Source organism: Xanthomarina sp. F2636L (genome assembly GCF_026410195.1).
Lineage (GTDB): Bacteria > Bacteroidota > Bacteroidia > Flavobacteriales > Flavobacteriaceae > Xanthomarina.
On the sequence record NZ_JAPMLM010000068.1, the window covers coordinates 229,096 to 254,303 of the forward strand.

Sequence of the window (25,208 nt, forward strand, 5' to 3'; positions counted from 1 at the left end):
TACTTACGTGAAACTACTTGATTTTGTTATAGTTAAGCTAACCATTTACCTGGTTACAGGCATTCTGTTATCTCGTTTTATTGATATTTCCCTACTCATTTCGACTGAAATTTTTGGAGTACTACTTATTTTATTAACTCTTATATATTTTATTTCAAAACCGCAATTAAAGAAGACTATTTGGTTTGGACTCATTTCTTATATTACGATGATTTCTTTAGGCATCTTGCTAGTGACCCTTCACAATCAAAAAAATCATAAAGGCCATTATTCTTACAGTTCTGTTTTTATACAAGACAGCATTTTGTCAGTAACACTTAAGGTTTCAAACAGGTTAAAACCAAACAATTTTAACGATAGGTATGTAGTTAGTATTTTAAAAATCAATGAGGTTTCTGTTAAAGGTTTATCCTTATTAAACATTAGAAAGGATAGTTTGACTCGTGCATTTGATGTGGATGATATTCTTATTATAAAAACACAAATTCATGCAGTAAAAGCCCCTTTAAATCCAGATCAATTTAACTTTAAAAAATTTCTAGAAAATAAGTACATCTATTCGCAGATATATTCAAAATATGAAGATGTTTTTATAGCAGAAACAAAGACATCCTCAATTTATGGCTATGCCGATGCTATTAGAAAACACATAAACAGCAAGCTCCAAAATCATAATTTTAAACCTGATGAGCTCGCTATAATAAATGCATTGCTTTTAGGACAGAGACAAGGGTTAAGCGAGAACATTTATAACGATTATAAAAATGCTGGATCCATACATATTCTTGCTGTTTCGGGTTTACATGTCGGTATTATCCTCTTGTTTTTAAACTTCATTTTTAAACCTATAGAATTTATAAAGTATGGGCATGTTTATAAAATTATTGCAATTATTATATGTTTATGGGGCTTTGCCATTATTGCTGGATTATCTGCATCAGTTTTAAGGGCTGCACTCATGTTTAGCTTTGTGGCTGTAGCTATGAATATAAACCGACCAAGAAATACTTTAAACATATTAGCTGGTTCTGCCTTTGTATTATTGTTATTTAACCCCAACCTCCTATTTGATGTGGGCTTTCAACTAAGTTACTTGGCCGTAATTGCCATTGTTACAATTTATCCATTATTATATAGTATTTGGCGCCCAAAATACCCAGTAGCAGATAAATTTTGGCAAGCGTTTATTGTATCTATTGCAGCTCAGTTTGGGGTATTACCTATAAGTATTTATTACTTTCATCAAATTCCAGGCTTGTTTTTATTATCTAATGTAATCGCAATTCCTTTTCTAGGATTTATATTAGGATTCGGGATTATTATAATCATTTTATCTACCATAAATTTTCTTCCAAGTTTTCTCTCTACTTCTTACGGAAAAATAATAGAGAGTATGAATCTTTTTTTTAAATGGATTGCAAAACAGGAAGCTTTTTTAATTCAAGATATTTCTTTTAACATCTTTCAGGTAATAGCTAGTTATATCCTAATTATTACCCTTTATCATCTTTATACAAAGAAAAGTTACAAACAAGTATTATACGTTTTAGTAGCCATTTTAATAGGTCAGAGTGTTCTTATTACAACAAAGTATTTCACAGAAACTAAAGAGCAGTTTGTGGTTTTCCATAAAGGAACTTCTTCTATTATAGGGTTTCATAAAGGGAGAGCTTTACAATTGCATCATAGTTTAATTGATTCTGTCGAAGCAAAAAATACTATGATTACTAATTATACTACTAAAAATCATATTACAGAGATTCAAGAAGAAAGCTTACAGACTATGTATAAAATAAATAACAAATGGCTGCTGGTAGTGGATAGTTTGGGAATTTATAATATTAAATCCTTTAAACCCGAGTATGTATGGCTGAGGAATTCTCCTAAACTAAATTTAAACAGATTGATAGATTCCATCCAGCCTCAAGTAATTATTGCAGATGGGAGTAATTACAAATCTTATATAACACGTTGGGAAGAAACTTGTAAAGCACAAAAAATCCCTTTTCATCATACATATAAAAAGGGAGCATTTGTTATCAAACTTAAATAGCAGCTTCTAATTTGAAAACTCAGGTTTAAAAGCACTATAATAAGCTGAAAAATCTTCTTGTGTTTTCATACTAGTATGAGCATTTTCCTTAAACAATTTTAAGTAAACTTCTAATTGCTGAGGCGTTTTATAACCAATTACCGGACTTAAAAATTCTCCTTTTTCATCTAGGAATAATATAGTTGGATACGATCTCACACTAAAATATGCCGATAATTCATGTTGTGAATTGCGTCTATTTGCATTTGCTGGATTATAGCCAGGATTTGAAAACGTATTTCCTTTAAAATTAATGGTTTCATTCCCTTCAGCATTAAATTTTACCGCATAATAATACTTGTTTACATAATCTGCAACATCCTTTTTCTGAAAGGTATTTTTATCTAACATTTTACATGGGCCACACCAATTGGTATAGGCATCTATCATGATTTTTTTAGGATTTTTCTTTTGAAGTTCCACGGCTTCTTCTAAACTTACCCAATTAATTTCTTGGGCAGTTATACTTGTAACAACAAGCATTAAGGCGATTAGGGATACTACTTTTTTCATTTATTATTTATTTTATTGTTATCTTAAGTTGAAGATATTCACTTAATCTTCTAGGTATTTTGTTAAACTTAGTCGAAATATTCTGAAATGCTTACTTATATATGACAGTTTTTTTAGATGTCTATTGAAAATAAAATTGATTTTCAAACATATTGATTTTAAGTCTATTTCTTTCAAAAATTATTCCTAAAATATAAAAAACACTTCAAAATTGAAGTGTTTTTTATAAATTTTAACGTTTAATTCGATTAACGAACACCATGCATTAAGCGTTTAAGAACAGGGTTTAGAGCCATTGATACTAATCCTACAACTACAGGAATTATAGCAAAAATTAAGAAGAATGTTCCTAAAGAATATTGTTCCGAGATTTTATCAATCATTCCACCCATAGTATTTGCTGCTTTTTGTCCAACGGCTATAGCCAGATACCAAACTCCAAACATAAAACCAATCATTCTAGCTGGTACTAATTTACTCAGGTATGAAAGTCCTAATGGAGATAAGCATAATTCGCCCATTGTATGGAACAAGTACGCTAGAATCAAGAATATCATACTTACAGAAGCTGTTCGAGCTCCGGGAGGAATATCAGATGCTCCATAAGATAAAATAGCAAAACCAAATCCTAATAACACCAATCCAATACCATATTTCATAGCAGCACTTGGATTATATTTACTTTCCCACCACTTAGAGAATATAGGTGCAAGTGTAATGATAAAGAATGAATTAAGAATTCCAAACCATGTAGCATCAACGGTCATTTCTGTTTGACTAAATTTGTCATATAAACGGAAAATAACTAACCCCCATACTAAAGCAAATGCAATAGCAAGCACAATGTTGGAAGCTCCAATTTTAGTAAATGTTTTCTTGAATATAAGAGTAATAACATAGGTTATTATTATCAATGGAATGGTCGTTAATAAAGCATCAATTATTTTAAAAATACTTGCTGCATTTCCAGTCAGACTTCTATCTGTATAGTCGTTCGCAAACAAAGTCATTGAACCTAAAGATTGTTCAAAAAACGCAAAGAAAAATACAGTAAAAAGAGCGAATATAGTTACAGCAATAAGTCTATCTCTAACTATTGGTAAATAGCGAGCAATTCGTGTTACCAATAACACTAGAAACAATGCCAATGCAGCAAGAACCACAATGTTTGTTCCACTCATACCACCAATCTCAAAAGGCACCAAAGATTTAGAATAAATCGTTTCCAATGGATCATTAAAGAGATAGAGCAAGCCACCTAGAGACGATAGGATAATTAACAGATAATCAAAATTTGTAAATGGATTAAGCTTTATTTCAGCTTTCAATTCCTCTTCCACTTCTTCTGTATCTGTTGAATCTACATTATGCGACAACACAACTTCTTCCTTTCTAGCCGGTTTATCACCTACTTGTCCAAAAATTTTATGAGCCAATATAAATTGAAGCATTCCCAATAGCATAAAAATTCCTGCTAAACCAAAGCCCCAATGCCATCCATAATTTTCAGCGAGATATCCACAAAGCATCATTCCGAAGAAAGCACCTGCATTTACACCCATATAAAAAATAGTGTAAGCACCATCTTTTTTAGATTCTCTAGTTTTATACATTTCAGATATAATAGAGGTAATATTAGGTTTAAAGAAACCCGTTCCAATAACTAATAAGGCAAGACCTATATAAAAAGTAAGCGTAGTATCAAAGGCCATTGCAGCGTGACCTAGTGTCATCACCAAACATCCTATAATTACAGCAATACGATATCCAGTATATTTATCGGCAATCCAACCACCAACAATTGGAGTTAAATACAGTAAAGATGCATAAGTTCCAATTAATGCTAAAGCATGTTCACGTGGCCAATCCCATCCAGGATTATCACTCATCATGGGTGCTGTTAAAAATAAAATAAGAAGGATTCGCATTCCATAGAAGGAAAAACGCTCCCACATCTCTGTGAAAAACAGGATAAATAATCCTACCGGATGCCCAAGTACGGTGTCTTTAAAAAGATTTTCAATATCTGTATTCATTGCAATAAGTATTTAGTTTAGTTAATTACTAACATGAATTAATTAATTCCGTGCATCATTTTCTTTAGTTTCGGATTTAAAATCAATAAGATTACAGCAGCGAAAATAGGGATGGCTGCAATAATTAAGAAAAAGGTAGACATAGAGTATGTTTGTGAGATTTGATCAATATAAGACCCTGTCATTCCTGCAATAAAGTTGGCAATAGCCGAAGCTGTAAACCAAAGTCCAAACAACAATCCAGCTAATCGTTTAGGCGACAATTTAGACACATAAGAAAGCCCTACTGGAGACAAGCATAACTCTCCCGTTGTATGAAAAAAGTACGCCATTATTAACCAAATCATGCTTACAGATGCACTAGTTGCACCTTGAGGGATACTATTAGAACCTACAGATAAAACTACAAACCCTATTCCTACTAAAGCTAAGCCCATTGCAAATTTAACAGGCCCAGAAGGATTCCAAACTTTTTCCCACATTTTACTAAATGAGGATGCTAAAGTGATGATAAAAAAGGAGTTTAGAATTTGAAACCAAGAAACTGTTACTTCTGTTTGCTCAAGACTAAATTCTCTATAAACTTTCCAACCTCCTAAAATCCATATAATTACAAAAGAAATTGCTGTAAAAATTATTGTTAAAGGATAAGTCTTATATATTTTCTTACCTAAACCATAAAGTACCCAAGAAACAATTAGAATTGGAAAAATGGTTAAAATAGCATCTATCCATTTAAAAATAACACCTGTGTTACCTTCTAAAACTCTTTGTGTGTAATCTTTGGCAAAAACCGTCATAGATCCACCAGCTTGCTCAAAGGCAAAGAAGAAGAATATACTGGCAACCATTAAGATCCCTACAACTACTAATCTATCTCTAACAATATGCGATGGAGTTTCAATTTCATCTTCATCGTCTGCAATTTTTTCTAAATCTGCTTCAAATTGTTTTTTAGGTTTCTCTCCAACTATTCCAAAGATATTTTGTCCAAAATAGAATTGTAACATTCCAAATAACATAAAAACACCAGCCAACCCGAAGCCATAGTGCCATCCAATTTTCTCACCTATATAACCACAAAGTAACATCCCTAAGAAAGCACCTGCATTAATACCCATATAAAAAATGGTGTAACCAGCATCCTTCTTGGAGCTTGTATCTGGATATAAATTTCCTACCATTGATGAAATATTTGGCTTAAATAAGCCGTTTCCTAAAATCATCATTACAAGTCCTGCATAAAAGAAATTAGGACTAACCATTTCGAAAGCCATAGAAGCATGTCCTAAAGTCATTATTAGAGCTCCTAATAAGATAGCTTTTCTAAATCCAGTAAATTTATCTGCAATCAGCCCTCCCAAAAGTGGCGTTAAATAAACTAATCCGGTATACCAAGCATAAAGTTGCATAGCATCTGCATTAGTCCATTCCCAGCCTCCTTTACCTATTTCGGTTATTAAGAATACCGTTAATAGAGCTCGCATTCCATAATAACTGAAACGCTCCCACATTTCTGTAAAAAACAACACGAACAATCCTGCTGGATGCCCCATTACCATACTATCATCAATTCTCTGTTTAGAAAGATGCTTGATTAACGCTGAATCTTTTTCTTGGCTCATAAGTTTATTTAGTTAATTAGTGTTTTATTCTTTAATTTTTGCTTTTTATTTAATCTATTCTATTGTTTAATCTCTTTTATCTCCTAAAGTTCTATCTATAAAATCAGTCATTTTAGTAAATAAATGTAGACGGGTGTTTCCTCCATAAATTCCATGGTTTTTGTCTGGATAAATCATCCATTCAAATTGTTTATTAGCTTGAACTAAAGCTTCCACCATACGCATGGTGTTTTGTACATGTACATTATCGTCTGCTGTTCCATGAATTAGTAAAAAGTCACCTTTTAACTTATCTACATGGTTTATTGGCGAATTATCATCGTAACCACTAGGGTTCTCCTGAGGTGTTGTCATATAGCGTTCTGTATAAACTGAATCGTAAAAACGCCAACTAGTAACCGGAGCCACTGCAATAGCCATTTTAAAAACATCGTTTCCTTTAAAAAGTGCATTACTACTCATAAAACCTCCATAGCTCCAGCCCCAAATTCCTATTCGTGAGGCATCAATATATGATAATTCTCCAAGTTGTTTGGCAGCTTCAATTTGATCTTCAACTTCAAATTTTCCTAATTCTTTTTGAGTTACTTTTTTAAAATCAGCTCCTTTTAATCCTGTTCCTCTTCCATCCACACAAGCTACAATATATCCTTTTTGAGCTAGATACTGATACCAGTAATCGTTAGAATTATTCCAACTGTTAGAAACACTTTGAGATCCTGGACCTGAGTATTGATACATAAAAAGTGGATATTCTTTAGAGTCATCAAAATTAGCTGGCTTTATTAACCACATGTTTAAGTCGTTTCCATTAACATAGATGGTGCTAAATTCTTTTGGCGAGATACTATATGCAGCTAACTTTTGTAAAAGCTTTTCGTTGTCTTTAATTTTTTTAATTAAATCTCCAGATTTTGCATCGTTCAAAGTATATTCAGGAGGCGTAGTTGCATTTGAAAACGAATTGATGAAATATGAGAAATCCGCACTAAAAGAGGCTCTATTAGTGCCTTCATTTTTAGTTAATCGCTCTTTACTTCTTCCATTAAGCTTTATAGAATAGGCATCTCTATTAATAGATCCATTTTCAGTAGATTGATAAAATATCTTATCCTGCTTTTGGTCGAAACCATAATAACTAGTTACTTCCCAATTTCCTTTGGTTACTTGGTTAAGTAGTTCGCCATCTTTAGAATAATGATAGATATGATTGTTTCCATCTTTTTCGCTTGTCCAGATAAAACTATTATCCTTTAAAAAAGTAAGATCGTCAGTAATATCCACATAAGCCTTATCTCTTTCTTCAAGGATTAATTTATTTGAATTATTTTCAGCATCAATCAACCATAAATCCAATTCATTTTGATGTCTGTTTAAAAAATGAGCACTTAACACATCGGGATTATTCGTCCATTTAATTCTAGGAATATAAAAATCGCTATACTCCTTATTTACTTCTATTTCTGAAGCTTTATCTGTAGTTAAATTATACAAATAAAGTGAAACAGTCGCATTAGTTTCACCAGCTTTTGGGTATTTAAAAACGTCCTGAGTAGGATATAATTCTGAACCATATACATCCATGGAGAATTCTGGCACATTTGTTTCATCAAAACGAATAAATGCTATTTTGTTACTAGCTGCATTCCATTCAAAGGCTCTTACAAAACCAAATTCTTCTTCGTAAACCCAATCTGTAATACCGTTGATGATTTTATTTTTTTCACCATCAAAAGTTATTTGAGTTGTTTTGCCAGACTTTAAATCTTTAATAAAAAGATTGTTTTTATAACCATATCCTAATTTGGTACCATCTGGAGAAAAGGTTGGTTCTTGTATTTTTTCTTCAGCAACTAGAGTTACCTGCTTTGTTTTTGTATCAAAAATGTAATATTTTCCTAAAGACGAACGTCTAAAAATAGACTCAACATCCGTAGCTAAAAGAATTTGACTCTCGTCGTCGCTAAATGTATAATTCGTAAAATAAGGGATACTTTCAATATCGGTTGAATTAACCAATGTTTTTACTTTTTTTAAAGTCTTATAATCGTAAACTTCAATAGAAGTCGTTCCAGAAGCTCTATCAAAATTAAGAACAGAGTATTGCTGACCGTTTTTCATGGAATGTAAAGCATCCATACTTTCTGTTCTGAAGGCTCCAGACCAGATTTCCTCAAGAGTTATTTCTTTATTTTGTGCTGATGTTAAGAAAGTTGCAAAAATGCAAAATAGGAGAAGGTGTTTTATGAATTTCATTAAAATGTTTCTTTTGAATAAAATAATGTCAAGTTTACTAAAAATTAAGCAAAAAACAGTAAATATTAACAGTTAAATAGCCTTTTAAAACACAACTAATCTAAAAATAGTAACAAGAAGAGTATCTTTGTATTTTAATTTAAATTCATGAGCAAATCTATTTCTGGCTTTTCTAAACTTTCTAAATCACATAAAATCGATTGGATAGTCGCTACTTATTTCAATAAAAATGAAAATGCTAAAAACATTATCAAACAATATTGGAATTCTAATATCAAGCTACAACAGTTACACGACGAGTTTATAGAAAACACCATTACCAATTATTACTTGCCATTTGGCGTGGCACCAAATTTTTTGATTAATGGTAAAATGCACGCCATTCCAATGGCTATTGAAGAAAGTTCTGTTGTTGCAGCTGCTAGTAAAGCAGCAAAATTCTGGTTAGAAAGAGGTGGTTTTAAAGCTGAAGTATTATCGACAACAAAAATAGGACAAGTACACTTTATGTTTCATGGGGATTTTGAGGTTTTAAATACATTTTTTAAAACCATAAAACCCAAACTAATTGAAGCTGCAAAACCCATTACCAAAAATATGGAAAAGCGAGGTGGAGGCATTATTGACATTGAGCTACGTGATAAAACTAAGAGTATTGAAGGCTATTTTCAGCTGCATGCAACCTTTGAAACCCTAGATGCCATGGGAGCCAATTTCATCAATTCATGCCTAGAACAGTTCGCCAAAACCTTTAGGGAAGAGGCACTTGATTATGATGGTTTTTCTCAAGATGAGCAGTCCATCGATATTATTATGAGCATTCTTTCTAATTATGTTCCTAATTGCCTGGTAAGAGCTGAAGTGAGCTGCCCGGTTAAAGATTTAACAGAAGACCCATCAATAGACGCAAAAGAATTTGCTAAGAAGTTTATTCAGGCTGTTAAGATTGCTGAAATAGAACCTTTTCGAGCAGTGACTCATAACAAAGGTATTATGAATGGCATTGACGCAGTTGTTCTTGCAACTGGAAATGATTTTAGAGCCGTAGAAGCTGGGGTTCACGCCTTTGCCTCTAGAAATGGCAGCTATAGCAGTTTGACACATGCAAAAATTGAAAACGATACCTTTTATTTTTGGATTGAGATCCCTTTAGCTTTAGGAACTGTTGGTGGCTTAACTAGCTTGCATCCTTTAGTGAAATTAGCCTTGGAATTATTACACAATCCAACTGCCAAAGAGCTTATGCAAATTGTAGCTGTTGCTGGATTGGCACAAAATTTTGCTGCCTTACGCTCATTAACAACTACTGGAATCCAAGAAGGCCATATGAAAATGCACCTGATGAATATCTTAAATCAGTTTGAAGCAACCGAAAAAGAAAAAGCCACATTAATAGACCATTTTAAAACACATACTGCAACACACAGTGCGGTTGTGGAAGCTATAAAGAGTTTAAGAAAACCATAAATAACAAAAAACTATTTTCAAATTAATGACATCTGAAAGCCATTATAGTAACGGAAAATTATTACTAACAGGAGAATATGTGGTTCTTGATGGAGCATTATCTTTGGCTGTTCCAACTACATTTGGACAGTATTTAAAAATCACAGCTATAGATGGACCAAAAGTGATATGGAAGAGTTTAAATTATGAAAATAATGTATGGTTTGAAGATTCATTCTCTTTACAGGAAATTACTATAGGTTTTCAGAAACTACGTAATGACAAAGCAAATAGGCTTTTAGAAATATTACAAGCTGCAAAACAACTCAATCCAGCGTTTTTAAATTCTGGTTATCAAGTTGAAACCAAGCTAACTTTCCCTCAAGATTGGGGCTTAGGCACTTCCTCTACCTTAATAAATAATATAGCTAATTGGGCTCAGGTAGACGCTTACAAACTGTTAGGATTAACTTTTGGTGGTTCAGGCTACGATATTGCATGTGCTCAAAATGATTCAGCTATTACTTACCAGTTAAAAAACTCTTTTGACTGTACCTTAAGTGAGAATAGAACTGTAAAGCAAACACCTTTTAACCCTTCTTTTAAAGAAGCTCTTTATTTTGTATATCTAAACAAAAAGCAAAACAGTCGAGATGGTATTGCGCAATACAGAGCCTATACAACTAATAAAACGCAGGTTGTTAAAGAGATTAGCAATATCACGACACAATTAATTGATTGTTCTAATATAAGCGATTTTAATCTACTCTTAAATAAACACGAACAGCTTATATCAAGCATTATCCATCAAGTTCCAGTAAAAGAAAAACTGTTCTCAGATTTTAATGGTGCCATAAAAAGTCTTGGTGCTTGGGGAGGAGATTTTGTCATGGTGACTTCTGAAGAAAATCCGTCAAAATATTTTAAGAACAAAGGTTTTGAAACGATGATTCCTTATTCTGAAATAATAAAATAACTTCTTTAATTTACTAAATAAAAAAAGCTTCACATACCTGTGAAGCTTTTTTTAATATTTTTAATAAGTAAAACTTATTGGACTGTATTTGCTCTATTATCTTCAATTTCAGAAGCATCTTTTAAAGCATTATAAAGTTTTGTGTTTACATTACTTACTTTAGCATTTCCAACTTGATTAGCAAAACCTTGATAGTTGTCTAATTCTGGAGCTGGAGTTCTTTTAGTAACTTGAATCATATACACGCCTTTATCACCTTCAATTAGTTTAGAAGTTTCTCCTTCTTTTAATCCAAAAGCAGTTCCAACAACAATGCCTTCTTTTCCAGCACCTGAAATAGTTGGGTTTTTCATGTTGATAGCTAAGGCAGTTTTAACCGTTTGGCTTTCAGCAGAAGCTACATCTTCAATAGTTGTTGCAGAGATTCTATCTTTAATTAGTTTGGCTTTTTTCTCTTTTCTAATAGCTGGTAAAGCCGTTACAGAGGCTTGTTCTGTATTCATTAAACCTTCAGCATTAACAGCAGTTACTTGAACAATAGCATATCCTCCATTTAAGTTGAAACGCTTATAATCTCCTACTTCTGTTCCATCTTCAAAAGCCCAACGAACTAACGCTCTTTGATTTCCTAATCCTGGAATATTTTCATCTAACATTTTAACGCCATTTACAGGACGTACTGCTAAATCTTTTTCTTTAGCTAACACATCAAAATCACCTTTTTCCAAACCAATTTCGAAGTTAGAAGCATTTCTAAACACCTGATTGATGGATGCTTCTGATGGCTCGATTTCTCTAGCTATAGTTGCTACTTTTATAGCACGTTGTTTGTTTTTCTGACCTTCAACTTCTATAATATGAAAACCATAAACTGTTTTAACCACGTCTATATCTCCAACATTATTTTGGAATACATAATCTCTAAATTCTGCTACCATGGTGTTGTAAGTAAAGTAATCGTAACTTCCACCATTAGCAACACTTCCTTGATCTGAAGAATATGTGGTTACAAATTCGCCAAATTTAGAATTGTTGTTTTTTAAGATTGTTGCCAAACTATCAGCTGTCTTTTTTGCTTCAATTTCTGTTTGAGTTACATCTGGTTGAGCACTTGCAGCACCAACATAAGGAATTAAAATATGTCTTGCTTTAACTGAATCTGGCATTTGGACTACAGCAACCACTTTAGTTAATTTAAAAAAGTTTTCGTCTTTATAAGGTCCGTAAACACCACCGACATTTGTGTTAAAAATAGTATCAGCAACAGCTGTAGGTAAATCTGATTTAAACACAAAACGATCTTCAAATTTAATATCTGAATTTGAGTTTACAAAAGCTTTATTATTAGTTACTCTAGCAAAACCTTTTACAGTATCGTTGTTTTTACTTACTTCATTATAAACTACTTTATCATTTAAAAGATTATTTAAGTCTTCTTTAATGTTGTTCTCATCTTCAACAGTAGCAACTTCTCTAAACTCCACATAACGTAGATCTCTAGTAGCGTCTACTTCGTATTGTTTTTTGTGCTTTTTAATATATGAAGAAATTTCAGATTTTGATACTGAAACAGTACTATCAGAAATAGAAGTGTAAGGAATTTGAACATATTTAATGTCTACTGTTTCACTTTCTAATGAGTGTTCTAATTTTCCTTCAGCCAAAGTTCCAGTCATCCCAGCTTTAACCATGTTAAAGTAGTCTTGCTGAATGGCATTTACTCCAATGCTATTTTCATAATCAATCCATTGCTTATAAGCAACTACAGAGGTTTCTTTTAGATTAGCAATATATTCGTTTAGTTTGTTTTCGTCGAAAAGACCTGCTTCATTTTGAAACTCCGGGCTAGTAGCTAGGTTTGTTCTTAACAAATCTCTCATTTGGTCTTTTTCAACACTCATCCCCAATTCTTCGAACTGAGTTTCTAAAACAGCCTGCCTTACTTCCTGTTCCCAAACTCTATTCATAGCTTGTGTATTGGTACCGCTAGGTCCAAGTTGTCTTTGTGCAACCTCTACTTTTTGCATAAAGTCTTCACGAGAAATATCCTTTCCGTTAATAGTTGCAACAACGTTTTGAGATTTTCCAGTTAATGCTTCTGGATTTCTAAACAAATCGCCAATTACAAAAGAGAATAACGCTAATGCAATGATTATTATTAAGAAAAGTCCACGTTGTCTAATTTTATTTAAAATTGCCATTTTATATTTCTATATTGATTATGAATTATCGTGCGCGAAAATACCATTTTCTATTTAATAATAAAATAGAATGTTATATTAATTCTTTTAAGGTTAGTATTTTAGTCAGCTTCTAAGATTTTAAGCTCTACCAAATCTATTTTTGTGTTGGAAACTTCAAGGATAGTAAATTGAAACCTATCTATTTTTACCACCTCATTTTGCTGAGGAATTTCTTCTGTATAATCTACTATAAACCCTCCTAATGTTTCGTAATTTTCGCTATCTGGAAGATTTATTTTAAAATGTTCATTAATGTAATCTACTTCTAATCTTGCAGAGAACTTATACAAATCATCGTCTAGTTTCTCTTCAATTAAAACAATGGTATCGTGTTCGTCTTCAATTTCACCAAAAAGCTCTTCAACAATATCTTCAACCGTTATAATACCTGAAGTCCCTCCATATTCGTCTAATACTACGGCAATACTTTTACGCTTTTTAATTAAAATGCTTAAAATATCTTTAATTAGCATGGTTTCTGGAACAAATTCTACTGGCACCAAAATAGATTTAAGCGCTTTTGGTTTTTTAAAAAGTTCGAAAGAATGTACGTAACCTAGAATATCGTCTATGGTATCTTTATAGATTAATATTTTTGAATAACCTGTTTCAGTAAAAAGGGCATTTAGAGTTTTTGAGGATTCGTTAACATCTACAGCAGTAATTTCTGTTCTAGGAATCATCACTTCTCTAGCTTTTACTTCTGAAAATTCTAAAGCATTCTGAAAAATTTGTATTTCGGTATCTATATCGTCGCTTTCTTCAACAGACTCCATTTGCTCACTAATATAATTCCCTAATTCAACTTTGCTGAAGGCTAGTTGTACTTGATCTCCTTCAGTTTTAAAGAATTTTTTAAGTACCACATCCGAAATCCAGATAACAAAATTTGAAATGTAACTAAAAAGCACGTAAAAAATATATGCAGGAATTGCTAGTAGTTTAAGTAAAGAATTGGCATAAATTTGAAAGAATACTTTTGGTAAAAACTCAGCAGTTATCAGGATAACTATAGTAGAAATTATGGTTTGCGTTAATAAACTAAAGTCTACCAATAGGAAATTTATAAGGCTTGAAGTTGATGGTAAAAAAGACTGAAACCATTCTACTAGCAAGTCTCCCATAAAAAACCCATAAATTACCAGCGCAATATTGTTACCAATAAGCATGGTTGCAATAAATTTAGAAGGTCTAGCTGTAAGTTTTGTTAAAACTTTTGCTAAAATGCCTTGTTGCTTTTTTTCAATTTCTATGTGTATTTTATTAGAAGACACATAAGCAATTTCCATTCCTGAGAAAAAAGCAGAAAGAATTAATGAGGTAATAATAATTATAACATCTGGACCCATGTATTAATTATCGTCCTTATTTTCAATTTTTTTATTGAATCGTTTTCTGAAGAAAAACATAAAAAGAGCTGCTGCAGCTAATAATAACGATGCTATATCAAGAGTTCCTTCCTTCATGTACACAGATACAACGTTGTAGAAAAAGACAATTGAGAAAACCAAATAGGCATATTGAAAAAACTTAAATAATTTCATTTTGTTATATTAAAATTGGTGTGTAAAGATACAGAATTATTCGTCAAGTGTGATGATACCATCAATTTCTAAAACTTGTGCTTGATTAAATTCAACATCGGAATCGAATCCCTTTCCGTTTATAACATCTCTTCCTGTTCTAAAGGTTACAGGTTTGTTTGTAAAAAGCCATTCTCTTTTTTGATCGTAATATAATTGTTCTGCAAATAAAGTGTCGTTACTGGCTGAAGAAAGCACCACATTTCCTTGTAAATCTATAATCCCAGTTTTGTCGTAAACAATGGCATAATCAGAAATAACGTTGCTTTTTTGATTCTGTTCATCAAATAAATCTAAATCGATACCATCTGGGAATTCATTAAAAGCAAATTCCCTATTTGTAAAATCGAGCATTTTCGGACTCTTTAAATTGGCCGTTACTCGACCAGAATCTGTGCGTTTTAAATTTATATGTTCTGCAACCCCCATAGGAGCATGTTCTGAAATACCTATTTTTTTAACCTCATCGAAGTTGCTTTCACATGAAAAAAACATAGTCACAGCAAAAGCTGTGACTATGACATTTATTTTATGTGATATTATTTTAATCATTATAAACTTGGTACTGTAACACTAGCTCCAATCCAACATCCAATATTGATTTTTTGACCAGCATTACCTTCGCTAAAAATCTCGGCTTTTTGAGGTGCTCTTGCTCTATAACTTGCAGCTGATTGAGCTGCCGCACTTTTTAAAGTTGGATCTACACGTCCGGCTTTTTCAGCTTCGATAGCAGCTAACCAAAAAACGGCACGTTTATTAAAGTTTGTATCTCCACAGTTATTTGCACTTTTATTATACATATCTGCAATCTTTAAATGCGGTCTTCCGTTAGAAGGGTTAAATTTTAAAGCATTTCTAAAATATCCTCTTGCAGAGGCATAACTTCCTCTAGTTTTTAATTTATCACCTATTTTTTCATAAAGCTTTGCTTTCTTAAAGCTATCAGATTCTAAACTAATAGCTTGCTCATAGAACTGAATAGCCTCAGTAGTTTTTCCTTCCTTATCTTTTAAGATTCCTAAGTAGTAAGCTGAATTAGCCGAAGGGCTTAAATCGTGATATGCATTTACTAGTTTAAAGAATAATGGGTCGTCTGTACATTCTTTAGCAGACATATTTCCAGCGGCTCTTTGTAACCAAACAGCATTGTCTTTATTTGCTTCAAAATCTTTAGTATAAAGAGGCACTAAGTTTTCACAATTTGCTCTAGAACCTAATTTACTGTTAATACTACTAGAAATTTGATCGTAAGCATTTAAATAACTCTCATAAGAATTTTTATATCTCTCTTCTTTACTAGTTAAAGCTGTTCCTGCATCTTGTTTTTCGATAAGAACATTTAAGTTTTCAGAATAATTCCCAACTTCGCTTTCTACCTTTTCTACAACCTCATCATATTTAGTAAATAATTCACCTGCAGATTTTTTTCCAGCATCAAATAAATCTACCATTAAAGAGAAATAAGTATATAGAGATTTAGGGTTAGTAAACGTGTCTGGATCTGCTTTATATGCAGCATCAAAACAAGCGTATAACTCTTCATCTGTTTTCTTTAAAACCTCTTTATTATCATACATTAACTGACAGGCTTTTGCACCAAATTCTCCTTTAGGAGTTTTGCTAGCATAATGCTCTTCTCTTTCTTGCCACATTTTTACCAGATCATTTATGTAAGCTGCTTGTTCAGCTCCAGAAGATTTTTCAATTTTATCGTCTAGAATTTTTTCACCATACACATAAATTGCTCTGCTATAATTTGGGTTCCTTTCTCTTAATTCCATAAAAGGCTTATATGCAGCATCGTAATTTTTTGCTTTAGCATACTCAGACATAATAGATAATGTACTTGAATCTTCGTCTTGAGCAGATACATAATTTAATCCTATAAATAAGATTGATAGCAATAATGTAATTTTGGTTTTCATAATGTTTATTTTATACTTAATTAAATCTTTGTCTTTCGAACCATCTAGCGTTAAAAGAAAAGCTTAGCTGAAAGTTAATAAAATTCTCTTGAATTAAATTATTACTTGTGGTTCCTCTTTTTCCAAACTCCACACCTATGTTGGTATTAGAGAATGTGCTTCCCATTGGTAATCCTACTCCAAAAGATATGCCAAACTCGTTTATTGCTTGGTTATTGATATTTAAACCAGTTCCTTCAAACCTGACTCCTGCTCTATAAACCACTCTTTCTAAGTAACTTGAAAAAGAATTATAATCTGGAATAAAAAACCCACCTACCGAAACAGTCGAAGCATTTGAATAGGTAACATTTCCAGCAGAATCACTCTTGTCATATAATTCGTTTTTAAATTTCTTAGTATTTAAATACGAGTATTCAGCTCCTACAAACCAAATTCTTGGTTGTCCAATTCCTGCTCCAAAAGATAACTTAGCTGGTAACACCAAATCTGTTTCTTTTAATCCTTGAGATTCTAAATCTGCTTCAATAGAATTAACAACATACTCTTGTTGATTAAAAGCATTAATGGTTATGGTGTTAAAAGTACGAGAATTCCTTGAAGTTAAATTAGTTTTTGGTCTATAAGTTAAACTTGTAGATAATTCAAACTCATCTTTAATCATTCTGGTATAGATTAATCCAAAGTTAGCACTTAATCCTCCAATATCAGACCTATTATCTTCTCTTGTTTGATATTGTGCTAAATCATCTTCATTGGTATAAACATACTCAATTGTGTTATTTCTAATGTTTCCAAAATTATAACCTAAATCAACACCAATACTTAAACCGTCTTTTATTAAATACCCTAAAGACGTGTAGACCTTGTTAATACCTCCTTCTCCTCTAAATTTACTTGAAAGCTCGTTATTTTCATTTAAGGTTTCTAGTTTATAACCAACAGATGTGTAAGGTATTAATCCTAAACCTAAACCAAACTTCCCAATAGGGAAAGACATGGCTAAATAATCTAAGGTTGAAGAATTCACTTCGTCTGTAGCAGAATCACTTTTTAATTTTGCATTGGTATGATTTCCTCCAATAGCAAATTTTACAGGTCTGCTTTCATTCTTATAAATTTCCAAGTTTTTAGATGCATACGAAGCTGGGTTTCTAAGATTTATATGAATACTATCTGAATACACACTCAATCCCCCCATGCTTCTATTTTCGGCAGTTCCTTTAAACTTCAAGCTACCCATTCCATAAAAGGAATATGGTGACGCTGTGCCTTCTTGAGCGTAACTTTGAATTGCAAATAATGCAATAAAAACTAATACAAGTTTTTTTATCATTCGGTTGAATTAAATTGTAAAATATGGTTCAATCCTTTTAAAAGGAAATTTGAGTTGGCAAATATGCTATTTTTTAATTGTTTTGACAAGAAATTAGCATCACCTCCTGTTAAAATAACTGTTAAATCTGAATATTTTTGTCTATAAGTGTCTATTACACCATCAATTTCGTTTAAAATCCCATAAATAACTCCTGAATGAATGGCATTACCTGTCGAATTTCCAATGATGTTTTCTGGCTGTTCTGTTTCTAATAACGGTAAATTGGCAGTTAAATTATTTAAGGATGTATAACGCATTCTTATTCCTGGAGAAATAGCTCCTCCTAAATAGCTGTTGTTAGTTGAAATAAAATCGTAGGTAACACAGGTCCCTGCATCTATAACCAAGACATTTTTAGCTGGATATAGTTTTGAAGCAGCACTAATCAATGCTAATCTATCTACTCCTAAAGTTTTAGGCGTGGTATAATTATTAACAAAAGGAAGTTTAATTTCTGAACTTAAAACAACTACTTCTAAATTGTGTTTTATTAATTTTAATGCTGTTTCATTTAAATTACCTACCGATGAAATGATACATTTATCAATTTCTGGATGCTTTTGTAAAATATTTTCAAACTCGTAATTAAAATCTTGTTCTTTAATTACGCTTTGAAAAACAACATCATCTAGCTGAAAAACAGCTAATTTTGTAAAAGTATTACCTACATCTATAATTAAATTCATATCTTAAATCCAGGTTGCAAATTTACAAAACCATTTTTTATTTACTTTCTTTTGGCGAATAATAAAATTGAATATATATTTGCACCTGCCTAACCGAAAAATTAGGTTTGCAATTTTGCAACTGGTGCCTTAGCTCAGTTGGTAGAGCAAAGGACTGAAAATCCTTGTGTCCCTGGTTCGATTCCTGGAGGCACCACCAGAAAAGCCCTGTAAACTCAATGTTTACGGGGTTTTTTGTTTTTAGGGTGCAAAATAGGGTGCAAATAAAAACCGTTACAAATTAATGTAACGGTCTCATCGCTATTAATTTAGGATCACTTCTATGATGCCGTACCACTACCTAAATAAACGCTATTTGATACTCTTGAACCATCAGCTTCAATGAACGCCATAAACAACTCTACAGTGTCGCCAGCATAAGTTGAAGGTATAATTAAGGTTTCCGTTCCAACTGTTCTATCAGCACCTTCTAATTGCGAAATAGATTCTTTCTTTGTTGGATTATAAACTAACAACATCGCTTTATCAGTTGTATTGGCATTTCCTTCAGCAGAATTATCATCCCAACTGAATGTTACTTGCCCTGCTGTAGACAAATCAGTACCAGGATTTAATACTCCAGATAAATTACCTCTACTCAAAAAAGCAAGCGTATAATCAACATTAAAGTTTGGTTCTATACCAGTAATGGCATTATTCAACACATAAGACATTGCAGCATTGAACTGTGTCATTTTCACCGCATAATTCTTATACCCTTTCTGCACGAATGCAAGATTTGGCTGTAAGAACTCTAACGTTACAGTAAATTTATTTCTTTGATTTACTTGTCCTTCTGTTCTTGGGTTAGCAACACTGGAAGGCTTAATTCTTAAATAATCAATTCCTTTCCAATTACCTCCAATAACATTTCCTACCTTTCCAGATAGTCCTCCTAAAATTCCTTGGGCTATTTTTCCCATAACATATAACAATTTTTAATTAATACTCATTCGGACTTGGTACGGACTTGACAGGGGTTCATCCCCTACTTATTTATATAATAAATTACGGTAATAATTCAGGGTTTAGTCGTTCAAATTCATTGAATACCTTCCTTTACCTTGTAATTGCCTATTATTCTTCAGATGGATAAAGAATTAATCAAAAGCATAAACCCTTTCTATAATTTTTTTTGACAAAGAAAAAAGAAAGCCTATTACTTGTAGACGTGGCTATACTGTCAAGTTTTTTGGAAAAAATATTGCGTAGGGAAAGGTTTTTAAAATAAGCACCTAAACATAGGTGCAATATTATTTTCAAAACCCGGAGGGCTTGAACTTTATAGTATAATAGCACTGGCTGAAGGAAGGCTACTAAATTTGCAAACTTTTTTATTTATAAAAATAAACTATTAAAATTAATACACATTCCAATTTACTAACTCATCTGGATTGTTCCTAAACAGACCATAAAATTCTTTTCTAAAAATGTGTGTTAACGGTTCATCGTTATTAATATTATTTTGTGCTTCTAACCAATTAATATAAATAGGATTATTACCTAAAGTTATATTTGCACTTGCGGAAGGACTAGGACCTGTTATAACAGTATACTCTTTACTGAAATTTTCAAATTGTTCATTTTCAAATTCAATTAAATGCTCTGTAAAAACTCTTAACTTGGTTAACGTTTTATATTTATAATTATTTGAAAAATAATCAGAGTTACCAATATTAAGGAGCACCCAATCATCATTAGGATTTAATTTAAGTTCTAATTTAAAGCCCAAAGACACAAGTGTCTTAAGAAATAACTCATAAGATTTTACTTTATATTGTAAATCACCTATATTGTTTACACCATGATTATTCATATAAAAACCAAAATCATTACCACCATTAAATAGTGTAGAACTGTTAAAATTCAAATATTTGGATTTATGGTTTTTTAATATTTGGCATATTAAGGTAAGGTTTGGAACAATATTTTTAAGAGAATCATCATTAGCATCATATGATCTGCGTTTGGCACTATATATTATATCTGAATAATTTACATCTGATGCCGTTAGTATTGCATTAATATTATCCCTTTGCTGGATTCTAGTAATATTTTCATTATTTGGATTGAATACCCCTAAATTTTCTAGCTCTTGTTCGTTTAAAAAAAATTGCCATTGATCACATTTTTGGCCATGGAAAAATGGAATTTTTGGACGCGAATTTATATTACCAACACCATTTGGTATGTTTAAACTATCACGTAAATATTGAATTGGTGGAAATGTACCAATTATATATTTTACTAAAGGTTGTAATGCGAAAATAGTTAGGTATGGATGAATTTCAACAGGAGTTTCATTAGGTAAAACGTAATTATTTAATTCTAATAAGTTTAAAAAATCTGTATTAGCATCTACAATATTTGCTTCGTACTCATTCTCATTTAAAACATTTATATTTTTTTTTAAAATCATAATTATTATTTAATTAGTTTAGTAATCTCTTCTTTGTTATCTAGTATCAAATTGAAACTGAAAGTTTCATTCCTTCCATCAGTATTATTAATTTCATTATATAAAAGTAATTTACCTGAAATCATAAATAAGTCTCTATTCGTAAACGATTCATACTCCATTAAACAAGACCATTCATCATTATCATAATTATTTTCTTTATTATTTAATTTATAGACAGACATATCATCAAAGCTTATAATGTAATTTGAAGCAAATGCGTCCATTTTAAAACACTTTTTTATTAGCCCTCCTTTATTATTGGTTAAATAATCAAAGAGATTTACATTTTTAAAAAACTTACTTTTATTAGAGTTTAATAGGACTACATTATTACCTGTGTATTCAATATAAATATGGCCAAAAAAAGCCTTTGGTGGATTATTAATTTTCATAAATAACAAATTGATTTAAAGTGGTTTATTTTAAATATATAACAAACTTTTTTAGAAAAAAAACGGTTTTTATTTTTTCGTTTTTTTTAAATAATGTTTTTTTTATTCGTGAAATTTTATGTATGACTACGGGTTTTAGCAGGTAATCAAAAAGGCGCGAGCCGACTGCGAGATTAGCAAGGGTGGTGTGGTAATAGCACGTTGCCTTTTCGGCAAAAGTGCGTACCACAGCTACGGTTTACCGCAAGGGTGGCGGATTTTTTGATTTTTTATGTAGTCAGATGATACTTTATGGATATTACTAAATATTCAAATTTAGGCAAGTGCAGGGATTGAAAGAGGCAATGGAAGGTTTTGAGAATAGTTTTCATTTAAGGTTTGGCGTTTACGTTATTAAAAGAGTTTTGAGGATTTTAAGGGTTTGAGGGTTTTTGTGGATTTATCCAATAGTCAAACCGTAATGTAAAAACTATTTAGCCTGGATGGAATTGCCGACTGAATGAGTTGCTCTTGCATTTTTAGTAAATGGGATAATCCGCAATGTAAATGGTAGTTCAGATTGTTATCAATGGCAAGTATTATAAATGCAGTAAAAAAATATCCTTTATCTAATTGCGGTTATCTTATTTGCATCTGGAGTGGTTCAAAAAATGTGACACCTGTAAACCCACATCTTTTATTAATCGGATTATCTGGAAATAGAGCACATCATTTTTATAGCCTAAATATTCTATTGGAGTAAGTATTTATGTGGGTTTTGCCCGAAGCGACCCGCAGGCTCGCATCATATTAAGTAGCGGTTGTACCCAATAAAAAACTCGCGCAGCGAAACCTTATTGGGTTTGGGTACAAAAGTAGCTACGGGTGAGGAAGGAGAGAATGTGTGTAACAAAACAAATAAATAGCACCAACGAGGACGTGTCGCCGCAGTGGTGCTATTTATGGTATATGCAAGCCTTTCAAATGTGAAATTATTATTGATTGTGAGATTGCTTCACTGCGTTCGCAATGACATTGGAATTATAAATTGGCTTGCAGATATGTTTTGTGGAACAAAATGGAACGACTGACGAACACCTTATTACCTGCCACTAAACATTCTAACGAAAATCAAAACTTTAGTTATAAAAAGTGGCTTATAAAATACTTACGAAAAAACTTTGTTTGTAAAATGAAATTAAATACTTTATTTAAAGTAAAATTACTATATATTGGGGTTAGATTTATTAAGTTTACACCTTAAAAATTAAAAATGAAGTTGTTTTTTAAATATATTGGAGAAAATTTAAGATTATATCCGCAGATTAAGTTCACAAAGAATGATGAGATACTAATAAGAAATTCAGCGATGACTCATTTAGGTCTGACTAATTTAAACCAATTAAGAGATAGATATGAAGGTCAAGCTTTTTTTGAAAAAACCATGAAAAACATTGGCGGGTTAATGGCGCTTCAAAAACATCTAAATATTGACATTATCGATTTAAACAAAGCTGATTTAACTGATTTTCAACCATACATTAAGCTTAATGGAAAGAAAATTAATATTAATGTTTTTAATTTTGGAACTTTGCCAATGATTAAAATAAAAGAAATTGAAAACCCAATGTTTTTTATAATACAGAAGGATAGTTTAACCTTTATGCTTTGTGGATTAGCCTCAAAAGATGTGATAGAAAAAAACTTAATTGAATCAAATACAGTAAAATCGAGTACTGATAAATTTATGGATTTTACAGGGTTTAAATTTTTAGAATCAATAAAGCAATAAGTTATAAAGATTAAAATTTAAGTAAAATAACTAGGATATTTTTATGAGTGAAAAATTAAAAGTAGGAAGCTTATACGCTGGCGTTGGTGGTATTTGTCTAGGATTTATTAAAGCAGGTTTTAAAATAGATTGGGCTAATGAATATGACAAAAACGCTTGTATTACTTATAGAGAGAATTTTAATCACAAATTAGTTGAAGGAGATATAATGGATATTGACATTAAGTCTCTTAATAAAGTTGATATACTTGCAGGAGGATTCCCTTGTCAACCATTTTCAGTAGCTGGCTACAGAAAAGGGTTTGATGATAATAGAGGTAATCATTTTTTCAGAATGCTAGATTTTGTAGATGAAATGCGCCCAAAAGTATTGTTTTTCGAAAATGTAAAAAATCTAGTTGGACACGATAAAGGAAATACTTTTAAAGTTATTAGAAACGAGATAGAAAAACGCAATTACTCATTTAGTGCAAAAGTTTTAAACACTAAAGATTATGGTAATATTCCCCATAATAGAGAAAGAATTTTTATAATAGCATTTGATAAAAATATTTATACAGAAAATTATAAATACTTTGAATTTCCAAAAAAACAAGAATTAACAAATACAATTAAACATATTATCTCAAAAGAAAAAGTAGATGAAAAATTCTATTATAGAGAAGACAAATATATGTATGAAATGTTAAAAGATACAATGAAGAGTGATTCAACTGTTTATCAATTTAGAAGACAATATGTTCGTGAAAACAAATCTAATGTTTGCCCTACACTTACAGCTAATATGGGTACTGGAGGACATAATGTACCGTTAATAAAAACTGATTTTGGATTTAGAAAATTAACACCTAAAGAGTGTTTTAATTTTCAAGGTTTTCCTGACGATTTTAAGCTTCCTAGTATTGCTAATTCACATCTATATAAACAAGCTGGTAATTCTGTAAGTGTCCCTGTTATATATAATATTGCTGGTAATATTTTAAAAGTTATGCAAGGAAAAGATGTTAGAAAGCAAAAAGAGTTAGAGCTTTTTTAAAATACTTGTAAAAAAATTAAAGTCACGTAAATCACCACATTGAATATAAAAATTATCAGCGTCCATTTTAATTTTCCCGTTCAACATTGAGTTTTGAGGCAAAAAATAATTTTTATTAATTATATGTTTGATTGTAGCTAAACTGCAAACACCTCCAAAATCATAAAACCAACTTTCGTTAAATATGATTTTCTTTAATATGTTTTTATCAATTTCATTAGAATAAAAAAGCTTTTCTTTTTGTAGTACATTTTTAATATCTGGCTTTATTCTAACCATTAAAAAATAATCATATTGTTCACTTGACGAATTATGTATATTAGGTATATATTCACCTTTAGTATTCCAATCTTTTTTTTCAAGCAATAAAAGGTTGGAGAAAAAAGCTGCAGATTTAATATTTATTTTTTTTTGTTTATATACTAAATCTGTATCATCCCAAACACCTTTACCATATACCCCTGTATCTGGCGATTCTAATTCTGTAAAGCCAAGATTAATTAATTCATTATAAGTAACAAATTCAGCAATCTTCCCTTGAAAAGTATTCGCAAACAACTCTCCCTTTTTCCTTGAATATTGCCCGCCAGAACGATGATCTCTATGATGCCCATCACCAAAAACCATATTATAAGCAAATTCAAAACAAACCTCAATGATACTGCCATTTATGTTATTTTGAATAAAAGGCCGTTTATTATTTATATAGTACTCATTAGAATTTTTAATATCTAATTTCATCAGCAA

At 31.4% G+C, this 25,208-nt stretch carries 20 protein-coding genes and 1 tRNA gene; 6 read left to right on the forward strand and 15 right to left on the reverse strand.

The features are described 5' to 3' along the window. The first annotated feature begins 7 nt into the window (after positions 1-7). The gene (locus tag OS191_RS08455; RefSeq protein WP_267155260.1) at positions 8-2,053 is read left to right on the forward strand and encodes a ComEC/Rec2 family competence protein; all 2,046 of its coding nucleotides are present in this window, start codon (positions 8-10) and stop codon (positions 2,051-2,053) included. A gap of 6 nt (positions 2,054-2,059) precedes the next feature. Here the strand turns inward: OS191_RS08455 and OS191_RS08460 are convergent, their stop codons facing one another. The 4 genes from OS191_RS08460 to OS191_RS08475 all read right to left on the reverse strand — a co-directional run bounded on the left by OS191_RS08460 (position 2,060) and on the right by OS191_RS08475 (position 8,522). After that, complete coding sequence (locus OS191_RS08460; RefSeq protein ID WP_267155261.1) at positions 2,060-2,605, reverse strand: thioredoxin family protein; 546 nt, start codon at positions 2,603-2,605, stop codon at positions 2,060-2,062. Positions 2,606-2,853: 248 nt separating this feature from the next. Further along, positions 2,854-4,641, reverse strand: coding sequence for a peptide MFS transporter (locus tag OS191_RS08465; protein ID WP_267155262.1), 1,788 nt, complete (start codon positions 4,639-4,641; stop codon positions 2,854-2,856). A gap of 38 nt (positions 4,642-4,679) precedes the next feature. Beyond that, positions 4,680-6,203: a peptide MFS transporter gene (locus tag OS191_RS08470; RefSeq protein ID WP_267155780.1), complete on the reverse strand. Its 1,524-nt coding sequence runs from the start codon at positions 6,201-6,203 to the stop codon at positions 4,680-4,682. Between the two features lie 129 nt (positions 6,204-6,332). Beyond that, positions 6,333-8,522 (reverse strand): S9 family peptidase, encoded by a 2,190-nt coding sequence (locus tag OS191_RS08475; protein WP_267155263.1) that lies wholly within the window; start codon positions 8,520-8,522, stop codon positions 6,333-6,335. Between the two features lie 147 nt (positions 8,523-8,669). On the opposite strand from OS191_RS08475, the gene OS191_RS08480 reads away from it, so the two are divergent. Together OS191_RS08480 and OS191_RS08485 are read left to right on the forward strand one after the other, a co-directional pair. Continuing rightward, positions 8,670-9,989, forward strand: a complete 1,320-nt coding sequence (locus tag OS191_RS08480; protein WP_267155264.1) for a hydroxymethylglutaryl-CoA reductase, degradative — start codon at positions 8,670-8,672, stop codon at positions 9,987-9,989. Positions 9,990-10,014: 25 nt separating this feature from the next. After that, positions 10,015-10,944 carry a GYDIA family GHMP kinase gene (locus OS191_RS08485; protein WP_267155265.1) on the forward strand — a complete coding sequence of 310 codons (930 nt, stop codon included), beginning with the start codon at positions 10,015-10,017 and terminating at the stop codon, positions 10,942-10,944. Positions 10,945-11,018: 74 nt separating this feature from the next. Here the strand turns inward: OS191_RS08485 and OS191_RS08490 are convergent, their stop codons facing one another. From OS191_RS08490 to OS191_RS08520, 7 genes are all read right to left on the reverse strand, one after another. Beyond that, the gene (locus OS191_RS08490) at positions 11,019-13,145 is read right to left on the reverse strand and encodes a peptidylprolyl isomerase (protein WP_267155266.1); all 2,127 of its coding nucleotides are present in this window, start codon (positions 13,143-13,145) and stop codon (positions 11,019-11,021) included. A gap of 101 nt (positions 13,146-13,246) precedes the next feature. Further along, complete coding sequence (locus OS191_RS08495) at positions 13,247-14,536, reverse strand: hemolysin family protein (protein WP_267155267.1); 1,290 nt, start codon at positions 14,534-14,536, stop codon at positions 13,247-13,249. 3 nt (positions 14,537-14,539) lie between these two features. Next, a complete protein-coding gene (locus tag OS191_RS08500) occupies positions 14,540-14,731 on the reverse strand; it encodes a hypothetical protein (protein WP_267155268.1) in 192 nt (63 codons plus the stop codon). A gap of 36 nt (positions 14,732-14,767) precedes the next feature. Next, positions 14,768-15,322 (reverse strand): LPS export ABC transporter periplasmic protein LptC, encoded by a 555-nt coding sequence (lptC, locus tag OS191_RS08505; RefSeq protein ID WP_267155269.1) that lies wholly within the window; start codon positions 15,320-15,322, stop codon positions 14,768-14,770. After that, the gene (locus tag OS191_RS08510) at positions 15,322-16,698 is read right to left on the reverse strand and encodes a tetratricopeptide repeat protein (protein ID WP_267155270.1); all 1,377 of its coding nucleotides are present in this window, start codon (positions 16,696-16,698) and stop codon (positions 15,322-15,324) included. The genes lptC and OS191_RS08510 overlap by 1 nt, the downstream gene beginning before the upstream one ends. A gap of 16 nt (positions 16,699-16,714) precedes the next feature. Then, positions 16,715-18,034 carry a beta-barrel assembly machine protein BamG gene (bamG, locus tag OS191_RS08515; RefSeq protein WP_267155271.1) on the reverse strand — a complete coding sequence of 440 codons (1,320 nt, stop codon included), beginning with the start codon at positions 18,032-18,034 and terminating at the stop codon, positions 16,715-16,717. Continuing rightward, the gene (locus OS191_RS08520; protein ID WP_267155272.1) at positions 18,031-18,762 is read right to left on the reverse strand and encodes a type III pantothenate kinase; all 732 of its coding nucleotides are present in this window, start codon (positions 18,760-18,762) and stop codon (positions 18,031-18,033) included. Before OS191_RS08520 ends, bamG begins: the two co-directional genes overlap by 4 nt. A 123-nt stretch (positions 18,763-18,885) precedes the next feature. Here OS191_RS08520 and OS191_RS08525 point away from each other — a divergent pair. Continuing rightward, positions 18,886-18,961 (forward strand) — tRNA-Phe (locus tag OS191_RS08525). 121 nt (positions 18,962-19,082) lie between these two features. Here the strand turns inward: OS191_RS08525 and OS191_RS08530 are convergent. The 3 genes from OS191_RS08530 to OS191_RS08540 form a co-directional block, all read right to left on the reverse strand. Next, on the reverse strand, positions 19,083-19,724 hold the full coding sequence (locus tag OS191_RS08530; protein ID WP_267155273.1) for a DUF6266 family protein: 642 nt from the start codon (positions 19,722-19,724) through the stop codon (positions 19,083-19,085). Between the two features lie 437 nt (positions 19,725-20,161). Next, the gene (locus OS191_RS08535; RefSeq protein WP_267155274.1) at positions 20,162-21,220 is read right to left on the reverse strand and encodes a hypothetical protein; all 1,059 of its coding nucleotides are present in this window, start codon (positions 21,218-21,220) and stop codon (positions 20,162-20,164) included. Between the two features lie 5 nt (positions 21,221-21,225). Continuing rightward, complete coding sequence (locus tag OS191_RS08540; protein WP_267155275.1) at positions 21,226-21,654, reverse strand: hypothetical protein; 429 nt, start codon at positions 21,652-21,654, stop codon at positions 21,226-21,228. A 1,348-nt stretch (positions 21,655-23,002) separates the two neighbouring features. Here OS191_RS08540 and OS191_RS08545 point away from each other — a divergent pair. Together OS191_RS08545 and dcm are read left to right on the forward strand one after the other, a co-directional pair. Beyond that, positions 23,003-23,425, forward strand: coding sequence for a hypothetical protein (locus OS191_RS08545; protein ID WP_267155276.1), 423 nt, complete (start codon positions 23,003-23,005; stop codon positions 23,423-23,425). 43 nt (positions 23,426-23,468) lie between these two features. Beyond that, complete coding sequence (dcm, locus tag OS191_RS08550; protein WP_267155277.1) at positions 23,469-24,461, forward strand: DNA (cytosine-5-)-methyltransferase; 993 nt, start codon at positions 23,469-23,471, stop codon at positions 24,459-24,461. Here dcm and OS191_RS08555 read toward each other — a convergent pair. Continuing rightward, the gene (locus tag OS191_RS08555) at positions 24,447-25,202 is read right to left on the reverse strand and encodes a hypothetical protein (protein WP_267155278.1); all 756 of its coding nucleotides are present in this window, start codon (positions 25,200-25,202) and stop codon (positions 24,447-24,449) included. The genes dcm and OS191_RS08555 overlap by 15 nt on opposite strands. Positions 25,203-25,208: the final 6 nt, after the last annotated feature.